The organism is Promicromonospora sp. AC04 (assembly GCF_003058225.1).
In the GTDB taxonomy this organism is placed as follows: domain Bacteria; phylum Actinomycetota; class Actinomycetes; order Actinomycetales; family Cellulomonadaceae; genus Promicromonospora.
In genome coordinates this window covers 286,233-301,096 of the sequence record NZ_QBUG01000008.1, presented here as the reverse complement: position 1 = coordinate 301,096, position 14,864 = coordinate 286,233, and the positions used below count along the sequence as shown (strand labels likewise).

Sequence of the window (14,864 nt, the reverse complement as noted above, 5' to 3'; positions counted from 1 at the left end):
GACGACCGTTGTAACGACCGCTGTCCCGACAAGAACCCCGCCCTCACCGTTCAGCCCTGGTCAGTCGCCGGCGACCGCCTTGGTCCGGAGCCGCGCCGCGAGCGGCGACACCGTGATCCGGTCGACGACCGGCGCCCAGCGCGACCGCAGCGGGAAGTCGGGCCAGACGTCCGAGGCGTAGGTGGTGCCGTCGAAGTTCGGCGCCTCCTGCGAGCTCAGGGTGATGGTGTTCGCCCCCTCGTCGAGGTCGAGCACGACGGTCTTCTCCCAGAAGTTGTTCTCGTGGAACGAGTGGGGGAAGAGCACCGGCAACGACGCGCCGCCGTTCACCGAGATGTCCGCCCGCCGGGCGATCGGGTCGGGGTTGTAGTGCGACGCGGGCGACTGCTCCGGGTTGGAGTACCGCAGGACGACGGCGTGCGGGCCGGCCCGGTCGGCGTCGACCCGGAACGTCAGGGTGCTGTGGTTGCCCGGCTCGCCGCCGACGTCGGTCACGGCCTGGCCGCCCTCGGCCAGCGACAGCTCGGACACCGTCGCGGAGCCGGCGAGCTCGGCGTCCTCGGCCTGGTACCGCGTGGCCGCGAGCGCCCCGGTCCCCGCTGTCGTCGTCAGCCGGTCGACGACGATGCCGCCTGCGCCGCCCGTCACGACCACCTTGTTCACGCCGCCGGACAGGTGTGCGGCCACCCTCTGGTCCTGCGTGGGCCGGCCCTGCTCAGACCGGCCGGGCCTGTACCGGCCCTGCGTGAGGTCGAGGACGGCGCGGCCGTTGACCGAAAGGGTCCCGCTGCCGTAGCGCCGGCCGGCGCCGAGGACGTCCGCGCTGAGTGTCGCCTCGCCGTCGTCCGCCCCGTAGACCCAGAACGTGGCGGTCTCGCCCTCGGCCAGCTCGACGCCGCCGGCGCCGGACACCTCGGCCGGGTCGACGCCGCGCGGCGCGTCGTACAGCGCGCTCCCGCCGTCGAGCGTCGCGAGCTCGGCCTCGTACACGGACGTCTCGGCGTCCGGGCCGGGCAGGGCCAGGGTGATGCGGTCGAGGATCGTGTCGCCCCGGGTCACGCCGCTGCCGTCGAGGCTCCGCGCCGCGAGCGAGATCGTGTGCGTGCCCGCCGTGAGGTCCACGGTGGTGTCGGCGTGGTCCCAGACCACCCACTTGTAGCCGAGCGGCAGGTGGAGCTCCTGCTCGGCGGCGCCGTCGACCCGCAGGAACACGTTGGTCGGGCCCTGCTCCGCCACCCTGTCGAAGGTGTTGAGGCTGTTGGCGAAGACGGACAGGTCGTAGGTGCCGTCCTCGGGCACCGTGACCTCGAAGTCGAGGACGCCGTCCGAGCCGGTGCGCAGGCCGCCGACGTCGTACCCGCCGGAGGTGTAGAACTTGCCGACGTCCGACGGCGAGCCCTCCGGGCCGTTCAGGCTGTAGCCCGAGCCGGTGTAGGTGGCGTCCTCCGCCTCGTAGCTGCCCTCCCAGGAGGTCGGTGCCGTGCTCGTGGTCTCGCCGACGCCCGCGGGCGTCACGACGATCTCGTACGCCGACGACTCGCGCAGCAGCGGCAGCGACGCACCGTCGAAGTCGACGACTACCTTTCCGTCGGTCACCGGCACGGTGGTCTCGGTGAGGTGGCGCGGCTGGGCGGAGTCCCCGAGCTGGCCGGTCCAGGGGATCTCGCGCACCGTGACGCGCACGTCGTCGCCGAACACCGCGCCGGGTACGTTCACCAGCTCGACCGGCGCGGCGCCGTCGGCCCCGCCGACGATGGTGCGCGAGATCGCGCGGTCGGCGTCCAGGGTGGAGACGCCCTGCAGCGTGTAGTTCTCGCCCGGGAACGGCGGCGTCACCTCGACGGTGTGCCCGCTCATCTGGGCGTACGCGTTGAACAGCCACCACTGCCCGTTGCCGCGGTCGGACTGCACGGCGGAGTCGGACAGGTTCCCGTCGATGTTCCAGTACGCGATGTCGGCGTCGACCTTGGAGTCCTCGATGGCCGAGATCCACTGGATCATCTGGCCGGGAACCGAGGTGTGGTAGTTGAACGCATACTCGTTGATGTTGATCGGCAGGTTGGTGCCCGCCAGCTCGGTGCCGGCGAAGACCTCGGCCTCCCAGCCGCGGTACGTCGCGACCGACTCGCGGATCTTCTCCGGGTGGGACAGCTCGTGCCAGGTGATGACGTCCGGGACGGTCCCGGCCTCGACAGTGTGCTCGAGGAAGCCCTTGACCTGGCCGAACAGGATGCTGGTGTTCGGGCCCGCGATGCGCGCCTGCGGCATCTTGTCCTTGATGACGGCGTGGACCCGGTCCCAGGCGGCGAAGTAGTCCGTCGGGTCGTCGAGCCACGACGTGCCGTCGTAGCTCCACCGGCCGGTCCCGAACATGTTGCCCTCTGGCTCGTTGAACGGGACGAAGACGACGTTGTCCTGGTACTCCGCCGGGAGCTCGAGCACCTGGTCGACCTGGGTCGCGATCTTGTCCACGAAGGTGTCGAGCTTCTCCTCGGGGGTGGCGCCCGGCCACTCGTACGGGAAGCCGCGGTGGATGTCGGTCATGTAGATGTAGACGTCGCCGTCGGTGGCGTCGGCGAGCGGCCGGACGACCTCCAGCGCGTCGGCACCGGGATGCTGGGGCCCGTCCTGCGCCTTGGTCGAGACGGTCCGGATCCCCATCCCCTCGATGAGGTTGTCGCTCGGCAGCCCGTCGCCGTACAGCCCGTACAGCGTGCCGGACGCCCCGCCGTGGAACGTCCCGGTCGCCGATCCGAGGTCGACCCGCAGCTCGCCCCGGTGCACGGTGACGGTTGCGGTCACCGGCAGCCCTGCCGCCTCACCCGCGACCGTGAACTCCCCCGGCTGCGCGTACTGCGCCGGGTCGATCTCGTCCCAGGTCACCGGCACGTCGCGGTCGTAGCCGTCCGTGAAGGAGGCACGCACCGCCCCGGGCAGGTCAGGAGCGGCCGCGACGATCGTGCGGACGTCGAAGCTGTCCGCCGTCAGCTCCACCAGGCCGGGGGCCTCGCCCGCGAGCTCGGCCACCTGCTCGGCGCTCAGCGTGGCCCGGTACAGGCGGAAGTCGTCGATCGCGCCGTCGAGGAGCGGGTCCGGGTAGAAGGACTTCCCGAGGTAGCCGGCGGACTGCGCGGTGGAGGTGAGCAGGTCGGCGGCCGCCACGGTGGACCGCGCCGAGCCGACGGCGACGCCGTCGAGGTAGGTGGTGACCTGGTCCGTCGCGGTGTCGAGCGTGACCGTGTACGTCACCCAGTCGTCGGCGCGCAGGGGGCCGTACCCGGCGACCTGGGCCTCGCCCCCGCCTCCGTTGGTCGTCAGGGCGGTGCGGAACCTGCCGTCGCCGTTCGACGGCGTCGCGAACAGGTAGCGCGTGGTGTCCGTGCCGAGGTCGAAGATCCGCTGCCACGCCCCGCCCGCGCCGTCCCAGCGCACGCGCGCCGAGACCGTGAGGTCGGTGGCGCCCGCGAGGGCCGGGCGCGGGATCGTCACGTAGCCGCCGCCCGACCCGCCGGGCAGGTCGAGCGCCGTGCCGCCGCCCTCGGCGTCGACCAGGCTCGTTGTGCCGGAGATCGCACCGTCCAGCCCGTTGCCCGACGAGTCGGGGACGACGTCGCCGGTGACGTCGTCCATCGTGTAGTGCAGGTCGGGGGCGGGGAGCTCCTGGGCCGTGGCCGGGGCGGCCACCGCCGCGCCAACCGTGCCACCGGCGAGCGCCAGGGTCGCGAGCGCCGCGACGGCGGCGCGCCGCGAGTGCGGCGACAACGGTCTGCGCCAGCTCTGTGCCCACGTCAGTGGGCGTGCTGAAGGGGTAGTGCTCATCGTTGAGTGCCTTCCTTCTCATCGTGGGGTGGAACATGGATCGTGGATCGAGCGAACCGGTTCGACGACGCGCAGCAGTACAGCCCTCGCGCCGAGGTCGGCAGTCCCCTGCGAGGTCGGCAGTCCCCTGCGAGGTCGGCAGTTCGCATCGAGATCGGTCCAGTGCTGAGCCGATCTCGATGCAAAGTGCCGACTCTGTGCGGCAAACTGCCGACCGGGGCTCGCCGGGCGCATCTAGGCCGGCCCTCCTGTGGCCGGCCCTGTGGTGGCCAGCCCTGCTGCGGCCAGCCCTGCTGTGGCCGGCCCTTTGGTAGCCGGCCCTGTGGTGGTTGGTCCTGCGGTGGGTTCACCCGGCGCGACCCGCCCCGTCGTGCGGCCGACCACGTGCGGCTGGGCGCCGTCGCGCAGGAACACGGGCACGACGTCGAGGGGGGCGGCCGCGCGAATGGTGGTGCCGCCGTCGTGCACCTCGCCCGTGGCGGCGTCGGTCCAGCGCGCGCCCGCGGGCAGGTAGACGTCGCGTTCGCGGACGCCGGCCGCCAGGACGGGCGCGACGAGGATGTCGGGGCCGAGCAGGAACTGGTCGTCGACTTCCCACGCGCGGGGGTCGCCGGGGAAGTCGTGGAACAGGCCGCGCATCACGGGCTGGCCGTCGGTGTGCGCGGCGCGCATGACGTCGCGCACGTAGTCACGCAGGGACTCGCGCAGGTGGACGTAGCGCTCCAGGACTCCGTACACCGCCTCGCCGAAGCTCCACAGCTCGTTGGGGCCGCCCGAGGCCAGGCGCGGCGAGCCGTCCGCCGCGACGACGTCCTCGCGCGGCAGCCGGTCGCCGTGCAGCCGCATGACCGGGCTGAACGCGCCGAGCTGGAACCACCGCACGAGCAGCTCGTGGAACGCCGGGTCGGTGCTGTCGCCCCGGTGGAAGCCGCCGATGTCGGTGGTGAACCACGGGATCCCCGCGACGCCCATGTGGATGCCAGCGGTGACCTGCCGCGCCATGTCCTCGAACGTCGAGGAGATGTCGCCCGACCAGACCAGCGCGCCGTAGCGCTGGCTCCCGGCCCAGGCGCAGCGGACCAGGTTGACGACGTCGTCCTCTCCGTCGGCGCGCTGGCCCTCGTAGAAGGCACGCGCGAACGCCTGCGGGTAGACGTTGCCCACCCGCAGCGCCGGGCCGAGGTGGTACCGGAACGCGTCGTAGTCGTAGACGCCGTACTCCGGCTCGGCCTCGTCCAGCCAGAACGTGCGGATCCCGTGCGCGCCGTAGTTACGCCGGCAGGTCTCCCACAGCCAGCGCCGCGTCTCGGGGTTGGTCACGTCGAGGAAGGTGCTCGGGCCCTGGAACGCCATCTGCACGTCGAGCCCGCGGTCGGCGCGCACCAGCAGGTTGTTCCGGCGCAGGTACGAGTCGTTCTCCGACTCGAGCGAGACCTGGGGCCAGACCGAGACCATGAGCTCGACGCCGAGCTCGCCCAGCTCGGCGACCATCGCCGCAGGGTCGGGCCAGAACTCGTCCTCGAACCGGTAGTCGCCCATCTTGGGCCAGTGGAAGAAGTCCGCGACGATGACGTCGAGCGGCAGCCCCCGACGGCGGTGCTCGCGCGCCACCTCCAGGAGCTGCTCCTGGTTCCAGTACCGCAGCTTGCACTGCCAGAACCCGAGCCCGCGCTCGGGCATCATCGGGGCGTGGCCGGTCGCGTCGGCGTAGGCGCGCGAGATCTGCGCGGGCGTGCGCCCGGCCGTCACCCAGTAGTCGAGCTGCCGCGTGGACTCCGCGTGCCACTCGGTGCGGTTGCGCGCGAACGTCGCGCGGCCGATCGCCGGGTCGTGCCACAGGAACCCGTACCCGCCGCTCGACATCACGAACGGGACGCTCGCCTGGGAGTTGCGGTGCGCCAGCTCGAACGTGGAACCCTTCAGGTCCAGCACGTGCTGCTGGTACTGCCCCATCCCGTACAGCTTCTCGTCCGGGTCGGACTCGAACGACGCCGTGAGCGTGTGCCCGTCGTCCCCGAGCCGCGGGCGGAAGTTCCGGGCGCGCAGCTGGAGGGAGCCGCCGCGGTCGAGCTCGCGCAGCAGCAGTCGACCGTCGGCGTCGTAGAAGGCCAGCTCGCAGTGCGACACCTCGTAGCCCACCGACTCGTACAACCCGGACGAGGTGGTGAGCTCCACCCGGATCCCGCCGTTGACGAGGGTCGCGCCGTCGGCACGGACCTCGACGCGCGCGCCCTCATGTGCCCCGGTGGCGGACGGCAGCAGCGCCCAGTCCGGGTCCTCGACGTCGCCCAGGATCGTCGCGCGCACCCGGACGCTGTCGCGGCCCCACGGCTCGACGACAACCGTCTCGCCGCCGCCCCGCCAGGTCAGGCGGGCGCCGTCGGCGCGGACTGGCAGGCCGACCTGGTTCGAGCCGGCCTGGTTCGAGCCGGCCTGGTTCGAACCGGCCTGGGCCAGGTCTGTCGGGTTCTGATCTGCGTGGCCAGTCATCGGGACTCCTCGCGGGAGGTCGTGGGGATGAACACGCGCATGGTCGACGGGCCGCGCTCCGCCCAGCGGTGATAGGGCACGAGCGGCAGGTCCAGCCCGGCCGGGCCGCCGACGTCGGCGGGTCCTGCGTCGCCCGGACCGCCCGGTCGCGCGACGGCGAACGGCGGCGTTCCCGCCCCGCCATCGGGCAACGGGACGGCGAGCGCACGAACGACGGCGCCGTCGCCGTGCGCCCGCGGCTCGACACCGGGGTCGAGCCGCACCTGGTCGAGCACGACCCCGTCGGGCAGGTCCACCGACTCCAGCGCCAGCACGAGCGGGCCGCGCTCGACCGCGACGGTGCCGCGCACGGCGTCGACCCGCGGGTCGGGCCAGGTCAGGCGCGGGCCGACGGGCAGGTCGAGCGTCACCACGTCACCCGCCGCCAGTGCCTGCTCCGGACCCGAACCCGAACCGAGGGGACCGCGTACCGGCCGACTGACTCGCCGTACCTGGCCCGGCGAGTCAGTCGGCTGGTCGGACTGCGGCACTGACTCGGCCCAGCCCGGCCCGACGGCGCGGGTGGAGCCGTCCGGGCCGGTGAGCGTGGCGCCGTCGGCCCAGTGCGGGACGCGTAGGCGCAGGGTCACGGGCCACGCCGGGACCTCGGTGACCTCGACCCGGACCCGGCCGTCGTGCGGATAGTCGGTGGTGATCCGCAACGCGAGCACTCTGCCGTCATCGAGGCCGTCGTCGAGGCCGTCGTCGAGCACGATCCGGAGGTCTCCCGCGGCGTACTGGGCAAGGGTCACGACGGTTCCGCCGTCGGGCGCCTCCTCGACCAGCGCCGCGTACGCCTGCCACGAGGCGAGCGTGCGCGCGACGTTGGTGGGGCAGCACGACACGTCGAACCACGGCGCCCGCACGCCGCCCTCGGCGCGGGGGTTGACGGCGTCGGGCCGCACGTCCGCGCCGGGCTCGCGCTGCTGCAGCGGGTTGGCGTAGAAGAACGCGCGCCCGTCCGCACGCGGCGAGGTGGCCACCACGTTGTACAGGGTGCGCTCGATGAGGTCGGCGTAGCGCACCTCGCCCGTGGCGAGCAGCAGGCGCCACGAGACCATGACGGAGGCCACGCCGGCGCACGTCTCGCAGTAGGCACGGTCGGGCGGCAGCTCCCAGTCGTCCCCGAAGCCCTCGTCCTGGTGCCGCGAGCCCATGCCGCCGGTGAGGTAGGTACGCCGCTCCACGGAGCGCGTCCACTGCCGCTCGACGGCGGCGCGGAGGCCGTCGTCGTGCGTGTCCACCGCGACGTCGACCGCCCCGGCCGCGAGGTACAGCGCGCGGACCGCGTGCCCGCGCCATACGTCGGCGTCGCGCACCGGCACGTCGTCCTGGAAGTACGCGGGGCTGAGCAGCGCCGGCGGCGCCAGGGTGCCGCGGCCGCGCCGCTCGATGAAGAGCCGCGCCTGCTCGGTGTACCGCGGCTCGTCGAGCGCGCGGCCGAGCTCGGCGAGGCCGACCTCGATCTCGGGGTGCCCGCAGATGCCCACCTGCCCGTCGCTGCCCCGGCCGTCGGCGCCGAACTCGCGGCACACGTGGTCGGCGGCGCGGCGGGCGACCTCGACCAGGGCGCCGTCCCCGACCGTCCGTACGCGCGCCACCGCGGCCTGCAGCAGGTGGCCGGTGACGTACAGCTCGTGGCCGGACGAGAGGTCGGTGTACCGGCCCGGCTGCCCGGCGTGCCCGAAGCACGTGTTCAGGTAGCCGTCGTCGTCCTGCGCGGCGGAGACCCGGTCGACCACCTTGCCGAGCAACGCGTCGGTCGCGGGGTCGCCGGTGCGGCCGTACTCCCAGGCCAGCGCCTCCAGCAGCTTGTAGACCTCGGAGTCGGAGAACTGCCAGCCCGGCCGGTCCCCGCCCGTGGTGCCCTCGGCGACCCGGTCGAAGTTGCCCAGCCAGCCGAGCTGCTCCATCCAGTCGAGGCAGTGCCGCAGCGTGGCGCGGGCGTTCGTCTCCTGGAGCGCGCCCCAGACGCCGCCGTCGAGCCGCAGCTCGCCGACGCCGAGCCCGCGGCGCGGGCCGGCCGGGGCGACGGGACGCGCCCGCGCCTCCCGGTGCGGGGACGCGGTGGTGGGCGTCGAGGGTTGGTGTGTCACAAAGCTCCTTCGTCAGTCCTTGACAGCGCCGGCCGTGACGCCCGCCGCCACGTAGCGCTGCGCCACGACCAGCAGGATCGCCGCCGGCACGGACGCCACGACGGCGGTGGCCATGATGGCGTTCCACTGCGTCGTGTTGTTGCCGATGTAGTTGTAGATGCCGAGCGTGATCGGGATGAGCTCGCCGTTGCGGTTGAGCGTGGAGGCGAAGATGAAGTCCGACCACGCCCACAGGAACGCGAACAGCGCGACCGTGAGCGTCGAGTTGCGGCTCACCGGCAGCACTATCGAGCGGAACGTGCGCCACGCCCCCGCGCCGTCGACCCGGGCCGCCTGCAGCAGCTCGCGCGGGATGCCTGCCATGAACGCGCTGTACAGCAGGACGCCGAACGGCACGGCGACCGTCGAGTCGGCCACGATCAGTCCGCCGACGGTGTTGAGCAGGCCGAGGCTGTTGTAGACCGCGTAGAAGCCCATCGCCATGACGACGGCGGGGATCATCTGCGCCACCAGCAGCAGGAAGTTCAGGGTGCGCCCGCCGCGGAGGTTCAGCAGCGCGAGCGCGTACCCGGCCGGCGCGGCGATCACGATCGTCAGCGCAACGCAGCCGAGCCCCACCAGCAGGCTCGTCCCGAGGGCCGGGAGCTGATCGCCGAACACCGCCGTGTATCCCTCGAACGTCGGGTTCCAGGGGAACCAGTGCGGCGGGTCGGCGCGCAGGTCGCTGGTCTGCGTGAGCGAGACGTTCACCATCCAGTAGACCGGGAACAGCATGAACGCGGTGAAGCCGACGCCGAGAGCGGTCTTCCACCAGGGCTTTCTCATCGGCCGGCGGCTGCTGGTCATGACTCCTCCTGACGGCGCTGGAGCTGAAGGTGCAGGAACCCGAAGACGAGCGCGATGACGATCAGCACGTTGCCGACCGCCGCGGCGGGCGAGAAGTCCGGCTGGCCGGTCCCGAAGGCCTCCCGGTAGGACCAGATCGCGAGCGTCGTCGACGCGTTTCCCGGCCCGCCCGTCGTCATGATCCAGATGACGTCCACGACCTTGAGCGTGTAGATCAGCCCGAGCAGGAGCGTGATCGCCGACACCGGGCGCAGCAGCGGGAACGTGATGCTCCAGAACTGCCGCCAGGCGCCCGCGCCGTCGAGCGACGCGGCCTCGTAGACCTCCCCGGGGATGTTCTGCAGCCCCGAGTAGAGGATCACCAGGTTGAACGGGATGCCGAGCCAGATGTTGGCGATGGTCACCGACAGCAGCGCGGTGTCGGGCGACGTCAGCCAGTTGATCTGCTCGACGCCGAACGCGCCCAGCACCGAGTTCACGATGCCGTTGTCGCTGTTCAGCATCCACGCCCACGTGGAGGCCGACACGATCAGCGGCAGCAGCCACGGCACGAGGAACATCGCGCGGAGGGCGCCGGACAGCCGGAACCCGGACCGGAAGAAGACCGCCAGCGCCAGGCCGATGGCGTACTGGAACACTATCGAGACGACGGTGAAGACCGCGGTGTTCCACAGCGCCGCCGGGAACGCGGCCGAGGTGAACACCTCGGCGTACTTCTCGAACCCGACGAACTCGGCGTTCCCCTGGACGAACGCCCGGATCGTGTAGTCGTGGACGCTGAGGTCGATGTTGCGCCACAGGGGGTAGGCGTAGAAGAGGATCAGGTACACGAGCAGCGGCGCGGCAAAGCCGGCGGCGGCCCACTGGGAGGCCGCCGGGCCGCGGCGCCGCCGCGGTGCCGCCGGCAGCCGGCCCGCCCCGGGCCCCACGCCCGGTGGCGCGCCCGCCGTGGCCTCGGTGGTGATCATCACGAAATTCCTTAGTCGGTCTAGCGGTCGATTGGTGCTGTCCACCCCGCCTGGGCTGAGTGCTGGATCTTCGCCCTTCGACGGGCAGTTTCAGGGCGAAGATCCAGCACTCAAGGCAGCTGGGTGGTCAGCTGAGCCCGGCCTCGGCGTCGGCCTGGGCCGTCTTGAGCGCCTCCTGCGGCGTGGCCGCGCCGGACAGCGCGTTCTGCACGGCGGTCCACAGCGCCTCGGAGATCACCGGGTAGTCGGCGCCGAGGTCGTCGCTCGTGCGGCCCTTCGCGTTGCGCACGGCCTCGACCCACGGCTCGAGGTCCGGCTTCTCCTCCAGCAGCGCGGCCTGCCCGTCCGCCGTCGGCGGGATGTAGTACGCGAACGTGTTCGCCGTCTCGACGAAGCCCTCCGGCGTCGTCATGCACTCGACGATCTGCCGGGTGACGTCGTAGCGCGCGGTGTCCTCCTGGACGGGCGCCAGGATGAACTCGCCGCCCGTCGGTGCCGGCGCGACGCCGCCGTCGCGCCCCGGGAGCTGGATGGTGCCGGCCTCGAAGTCGGCCCCGGCGGCGCTGTCGACCTGCCAGGTGCCGTTCACGGCGAAGCCGAAGTCCCCGGTGAGGAACTCCTCCCACGTCGTGTTCTGGGAGTTGTTGATCACCGAGTTGGGGGCGTAGCCGTCGTCGAGCCAGCCCTTCCACAGCTCGAGCGCCGCGACCGCCTCAGGCGAGTCCAGGTCGCGCAGGTCCGCGCCCGCGCCCCAGAACCACGGCAGGAACTGGAACGAGCCCTCCTCGGTGCCGATGCCGGCGAAGGTGATGCCCTTGTGCCCGCCGTCGGTGACCGCCTTGAGGGCCGCCGTCAGCGAGTCCCAGTCGGTGATCGACGCCGGGTCGACGTCCGCGTCCTTCAGGACGTCCGCGTTGTAGTAGAGCGACAGCGTGTTGGCGCCGATCGGGATCCCGTACGTCTCACCGCCGACGACGCCTGCCGCGAGCAGGTTCTCGTCGACGCCGGAGATGTCCAGGCCGAGCTCGTCGACGGTGGTGAGCATGCCGGTGTCCGCGAGCGTGGAGACCGCCGGGTTGTCGAGCAGGATGACGTCGGGGGACGTGCTCTCCTGCGCGGCGAGCAGCGCCTGGTTGGTGAGCGCCGTCGTGTCGTAGGCGGTGCGCTCGATGGTGACGCCGGCCTCCTCGCCGCAGGCCTGGACGCGGCCCGCCCAGTCCGACGCGTCGTCGTGCTGGGGGTACGGGTCCCACCAGGTGTACGTGGTGTCGTCGCCGCCCGCCTCGCCGCCTGCGGCGGCGGAGCCGCCGGACGAGCAGGCGCCGAGCACGCCGACCAGGGCGAGCGCGGCGACCGCGGCGAGGGTGGTGGCGGGCTTGCGCCGTGTGTGCGGTCGGGCGTGCTGCACGGTGTGGTGCATGGTTCCTCCTTGAACGGGTCCGGCCCGACGGCGTCGTCGGCCGGGTGATGGTGCTGGTGCTGGGGAGTGGTGCTGGGGAGTGGTGCGCTCAGGCCGTCCGCGGCGCGCCGGTGCTGCCGCGGTCGACCAGCTCTGGGGTCACGAAGCGCACGACGTGCGGCTCGTCGGCTGCCACGTCGCCCTCGATGCGGCGCACGAGCTGGCGCACGGCCATCCGGCCGAGCCGGTCCGGGGCGCTCTCGATCGAGGAGTAGGGCAGGGAGAAGGTGCGGGCGAACTCGTCCGAGTACCGCCCGACGACGGACAGGTCGCTCGGCGCCGTCAGCCCGCGCTCGTGCAGCACGGTCGGCAGGGCGGCCGCCGCGGCCTCGTTGTTGATCAGCAGCCCGGTGACGCCGGGGTGCGCGTCGAGCAGGGCGTTCAGGTCCTGGCCGACGTCGGGCTGGTGCGACGAGCCCGAGATGGTGTGCAGCGTGATCCCGCGGGCGCGCGCCGCCTCGACGGCGGCGTTCTGCAGGCGCCACACGTACGCGCCGCCGCGCTCGGTCACGTGCTCCGGCTGCGACACGAGGGCCACCTCGCGGTGCCCGAGGCGGTGGAGGTGGTCCACCATCAGGCGGCCCGCCTCCTCGAAGTCGAGGTCGAAGACGTCGACGCCCGTGCAGTCGGCGGGCAGCCCGACGAGCGCGCCCGGCTGGCCCGCGGCCCGCAGGATCGGCAGGCGCTCGTCCCGTTCGGCCACGTTGAGCAGCACGACGCCGTCGACCATCCGCGAGTCCGTGATACGGCGCAGGGCGCGCGTGCCGTCCGCCTCGGTGACCAGCAGGATGTCGTAGCCGAGCTCGCGCGCCGTGTTGGAGACGCCCAGCATGTACTGGAGCATCGCCGGCGCGAACTCGTCGTCGAGGAACTGGGCGAGCAGCCCGATCACCATCGTCTGCGACGTGGCAAGGGCGCGCGCCCCCGCGTTCGGCGTGTAGCCGAGCTCCCGGACGGCGTCCTCGACGCGACGGCGAACCTCGGCCGAGATCGCCCGCTTGCCCGACAGCGCGTACGACGCCGTGCTGCGCGACACCCCCGCCGCCTGGGCGACATCCCCGATGGTGGCCACTCCGCCTCCTGAAGTTTCTCAGCCGCGGTTGCTGCTCTGCCCCGCGGCCTGGGTTCGCTTCCGTTGCGAACCGGTTCGACTCTAGCCACAGCGATCGCGGGACCGCAAGAACGAATTTTTGGGACCCTTGCGGCGAACGGCGTTCGAAACTAGCGTCATGACTGGTGAAACGTCGAACCGGTTCGCCGGTACGGTCGCAAGCTGATCCCGATCTCATCCGCTATCTCAATGAGGAGATGCCATGAAACAAGCCCTTCCGAAGCACGCCCTGTCCCGACGCGCCCCGTCCCGACGCGCCCTGTCCCGCATCAGCGTCCTCGCCCTCGTCCTGGGTGCCACGCTGGTCTCCCCCGCCGGACCGGCCCAGGCTGCCGGCAACACCCTCACCGTCGACGTCGGCACCGTGGTGCGGCCCGTGACCCAGGTCGCGTCCGGCGGCCTCTACGGCGTCGGCTCGGACACCAAGCCCACCACCGCCCAGCTCCTGCCCCTGAACCCCAGCGGGTTCACGCAGCCCGCGCCGGGCACCACCCACCTGGGCAACGGCGCCACCGAACCCTGCTGCGACTCGCTCGACGTCGCGGACAACATCACGCGCGCCGGCGCGCAGCAGCTCATCCGGATGCCGGACATCTACCCGTCGTTCCCGTACCAGTGGCAGGGCTGGCCGGACTGGGAGCAGAAGGTCCGGACCATGGTCCAGGACCGCCTCGCGGCCACGTCGACGACGAACATCCGCGGCTGGGAGCTGTGGAACGAGCCCGACTGGACGTGGAACACCTCGGCGGCCGGGTCGTTCAACGCCGGCTGGACGCGCACGTTCAACCTCGTCCGGTCGCTCGACCCGGTGACGCCCATCGTCGGGCCCAGCGACTCGTACTACAGCCACGACCGGATGGTGTCGTTCCTGACGAACGCGCGGGACACCGGCACGCTGCCCGACGTCATCGTCTGGCACGAGCTGACCGACATGGACTGGAACCAGTTCGACGACCACGTGGCCGACTACCGGGCCATCGAGAGCTCCCTCGGCATCAGCCCCCGCCCCATCGCGATCAACGAGTACAACTCGCTGAACCAGATGGACATCCCGAGCGTGGCCGTGCACTGGATCTCGGTGCTGGAGCGGCACGGCGCGCGGGAGGCGCACCGCGCGTACTGGTTCGAGGCGGGCACGTTCGACGGCCTGTTCACCACCGGCGGCCAGCCGACCGCCTCGTACTGGGCCTACCGCTGGTACGGCGCCATGGCGGGCAACGTGGTGCGGACGACGCCGCAGAGCTGGCTCGACGGCGTCGCGGCGTACGACTCGAGCCGCAAGATCGTCAACGTCGTCCTCGGCGGCGACAGCGGGAACAACAGCGTGCGGGTCAACGGGCTGGGCTCGTTCGGCTCGTCGGTCCAGGTGACCGTGAACGCGGTCCCCGGCAGCGGGCGGAACACCCACGTGGCCGCCCCGACGGTGCTGTCGAGCTCGACCATGACCGTCTCGAACGGCACGGTCACCGTCCCGGTGAACGGGATGACGGCGGAGGGCGCCTACCAGGTGGTCGTCACTCCGGCCGGCGGCCCGACGTCGAGCTGGCAGCAGGTCTACGAGGCCGAGAACGCGAACGTCGTCAACGCCCAGACGCGCGCCTCCTCGGCGGCGTCGAACGGCTCGTACGTCGGCGGCATCGACGGGACGGCCGACATGCGCTCGCAGAGCTTCGTGGACTTCACGGTGAACGTGCCGACGGCCCGCACCTACACGATGGCCGTCCGGTACGCGAACGGCACCGGGGCGACGTCGACCCACGGGCTGGCCTACAACGGCGGCGCCTGGTCCACCGTGTCCTATCCGCCGACGTCGGGCTGGGGCCAGTTCGCGACGGCGAACGTGACGGTCTCGCTCCGGGCCGGCTACAACGTGATCCGGCTGGCGAAGGGCTCGCCGAACTTCTCGGGCGGTACGGGCTACGCGGAGCTGGACAGCATCACGCTGTCGTAGCCCGGCCTCGGGACGAGGACTGGGCCCCTGACTCGACGTACCTGGTACGCCGAGTCAGGGGCGCAGTCCTGCCGGCCGACCATCA

At 72.0% G+C, this 14,864-nt stretch carries 8 protein-coding genes; 1 reads left to right on the top strand and 7 read right to left on the bottom strand.

The features are described from left to right. Positions 1 to 60: 60 nt before the first annotated feature. The 7 genes from C8K30_RS21390 to C8K30_RS21360 form a co-directional block, all read right to left on the bottom strand. Positions 61 to 3,819, bottom strand: coding sequence for a LamG-like jellyroll fold domain-containing protein (locus tag C8K30_RS21390; RefSeq protein WP_108494907.1), 3,759 nt, complete (start codon positions 3,817 to 3,819; stop codon positions 61 to 63). Between the two features lie 234 nt (positions 3,820 to 4,053). Further along, positions 4,054 to 6,309, bottom strand: coding sequence for a TIM-barrel domain-containing protein (locus tag C8K30_RS21385; RefSeq protein ID WP_108494906.1), 2,256 nt, complete (start codon positions 6,307 to 6,309; stop codon positions 4,054 to 4,056). Beyond that, positions 6,306 to 8,444, bottom strand: a complete 2,139-nt coding sequence (locus tag C8K30_RS21380) for a glycoside hydrolase family 127 protein (protein ID WP_108494905.1) — start codon at positions 8,442 to 8,444, stop codon at positions 6,306 to 6,308. The genes C8K30_RS21385 and C8K30_RS21380 overlap by 4 nt, the downstream gene beginning before the upstream one ends. A gap of 12 nt (positions 8,445 to 8,456) precedes the next feature. Continuing rightward, positions 8,457 to 9,290, bottom strand: a complete 834-nt coding sequence (locus C8K30_RS21375) for a carbohydrate ABC transporter permease (RefSeq protein ID WP_158281084.1) — start codon at positions 9,288 to 9,290, stop codon at positions 8,457 to 8,459. Beyond that, the gene (locus C8K30_RS21370) at positions 9,287 to 10,258 is read right to left on the bottom strand and encodes a carbohydrate ABC transporter permease (RefSeq protein WP_233257336.1); all 972 of its coding nucleotides are present in this window, start codon (positions 10,256 to 10,258) and stop codon (positions 9,287 to 9,289) included. The genes C8K30_RS21375 and C8K30_RS21370 overlap by 4 nt, the downstream gene beginning before the upstream one ends. Positions 10,259 to 10,385: 127 nt before the next feature. Beyond that, positions 10,386 to 11,678 (bottom strand): extracellular solute-binding protein, encoded by a 1,293-nt coding sequence (locus tag C8K30_RS21365; RefSeq protein WP_108494904.1) that lies wholly within the window; start codon positions 11,676 to 11,678, stop codon positions 10,386 to 10,388. Positions 11,679 to 11,766: 88 nt separating this feature from the next. Beyond that, complete coding sequence (locus C8K30_RS21360) at positions 11,767 to 12,789, bottom strand: LacI family DNA-binding transcriptional regulator (protein WP_108494903.1); 1,023 nt, start codon at positions 12,787 to 12,789, stop codon at positions 11,767 to 11,769. 241 nt (positions 12,790 to 13,030) lie between these two features. Between C8K30_RS21360 and C8K30_RS21355 the strand changes: the two genes are divergently transcribed. Continuing rightward, the gene (locus tag C8K30_RS21355) at positions 13,031 to 14,779 is read left to right on the top strand and encodes a CBM35 domain-containing protein (protein ID WP_108494902.1); all 1,749 of its coding nucleotides are present in this window, start codon (positions 13,031 to 13,033) and stop codon (positions 14,777 to 14,779) included. The last annotated feature ends 85 nt before the right edge of the window (positions 14,780 to 14,864 follow it).

Bases quoted from the DNA above. Each gene is read 5' to 3' on its own strand.
- C8K30_RS21355 (WP_108494902.1), top strand. From the start codon at position 13,031: ATGAAACAAGCCCTTCCGAAGCACGCCCTGTCCCGACGCGCCCCGTCC.
- C8K30_RS21390 (WP_108494907.1), bottom strand. From the start codon at position 3,819: ATGAGCACTACCCCTTCAGCACGCCCACTGACGTGGGCACAGAGCTGG.
- C8K30_RS21370 (WP_233257336.1), bottom strand. From the start codon at position 10,258: ATGATCACCACCGAGGCCACGGCGGGCGCGCCACCGGGCGTGGGGCCC.
- C8K30_RS21375 (WP_158281084.1), bottom strand. From the start codon at position 9,290: ATGACCAGCAGCCGCCGGCCGATGAGAAAGCCCTGGTGGAAGACCGCT.
- C8K30_RS21365 (WP_108494904.1), bottom strand. From the start codon at position 11,678: ATGCACCACACCGTGCAGCACGCCCGACCGCACACACGGCGCAAGCCC.
- C8K30_RS21385 (WP_108494906.1), bottom strand. From the start codon at position 6,309: ATGACTGGCCACGCAGATCAGAACCCGACAGACCTGGCCCAGGCCGGT.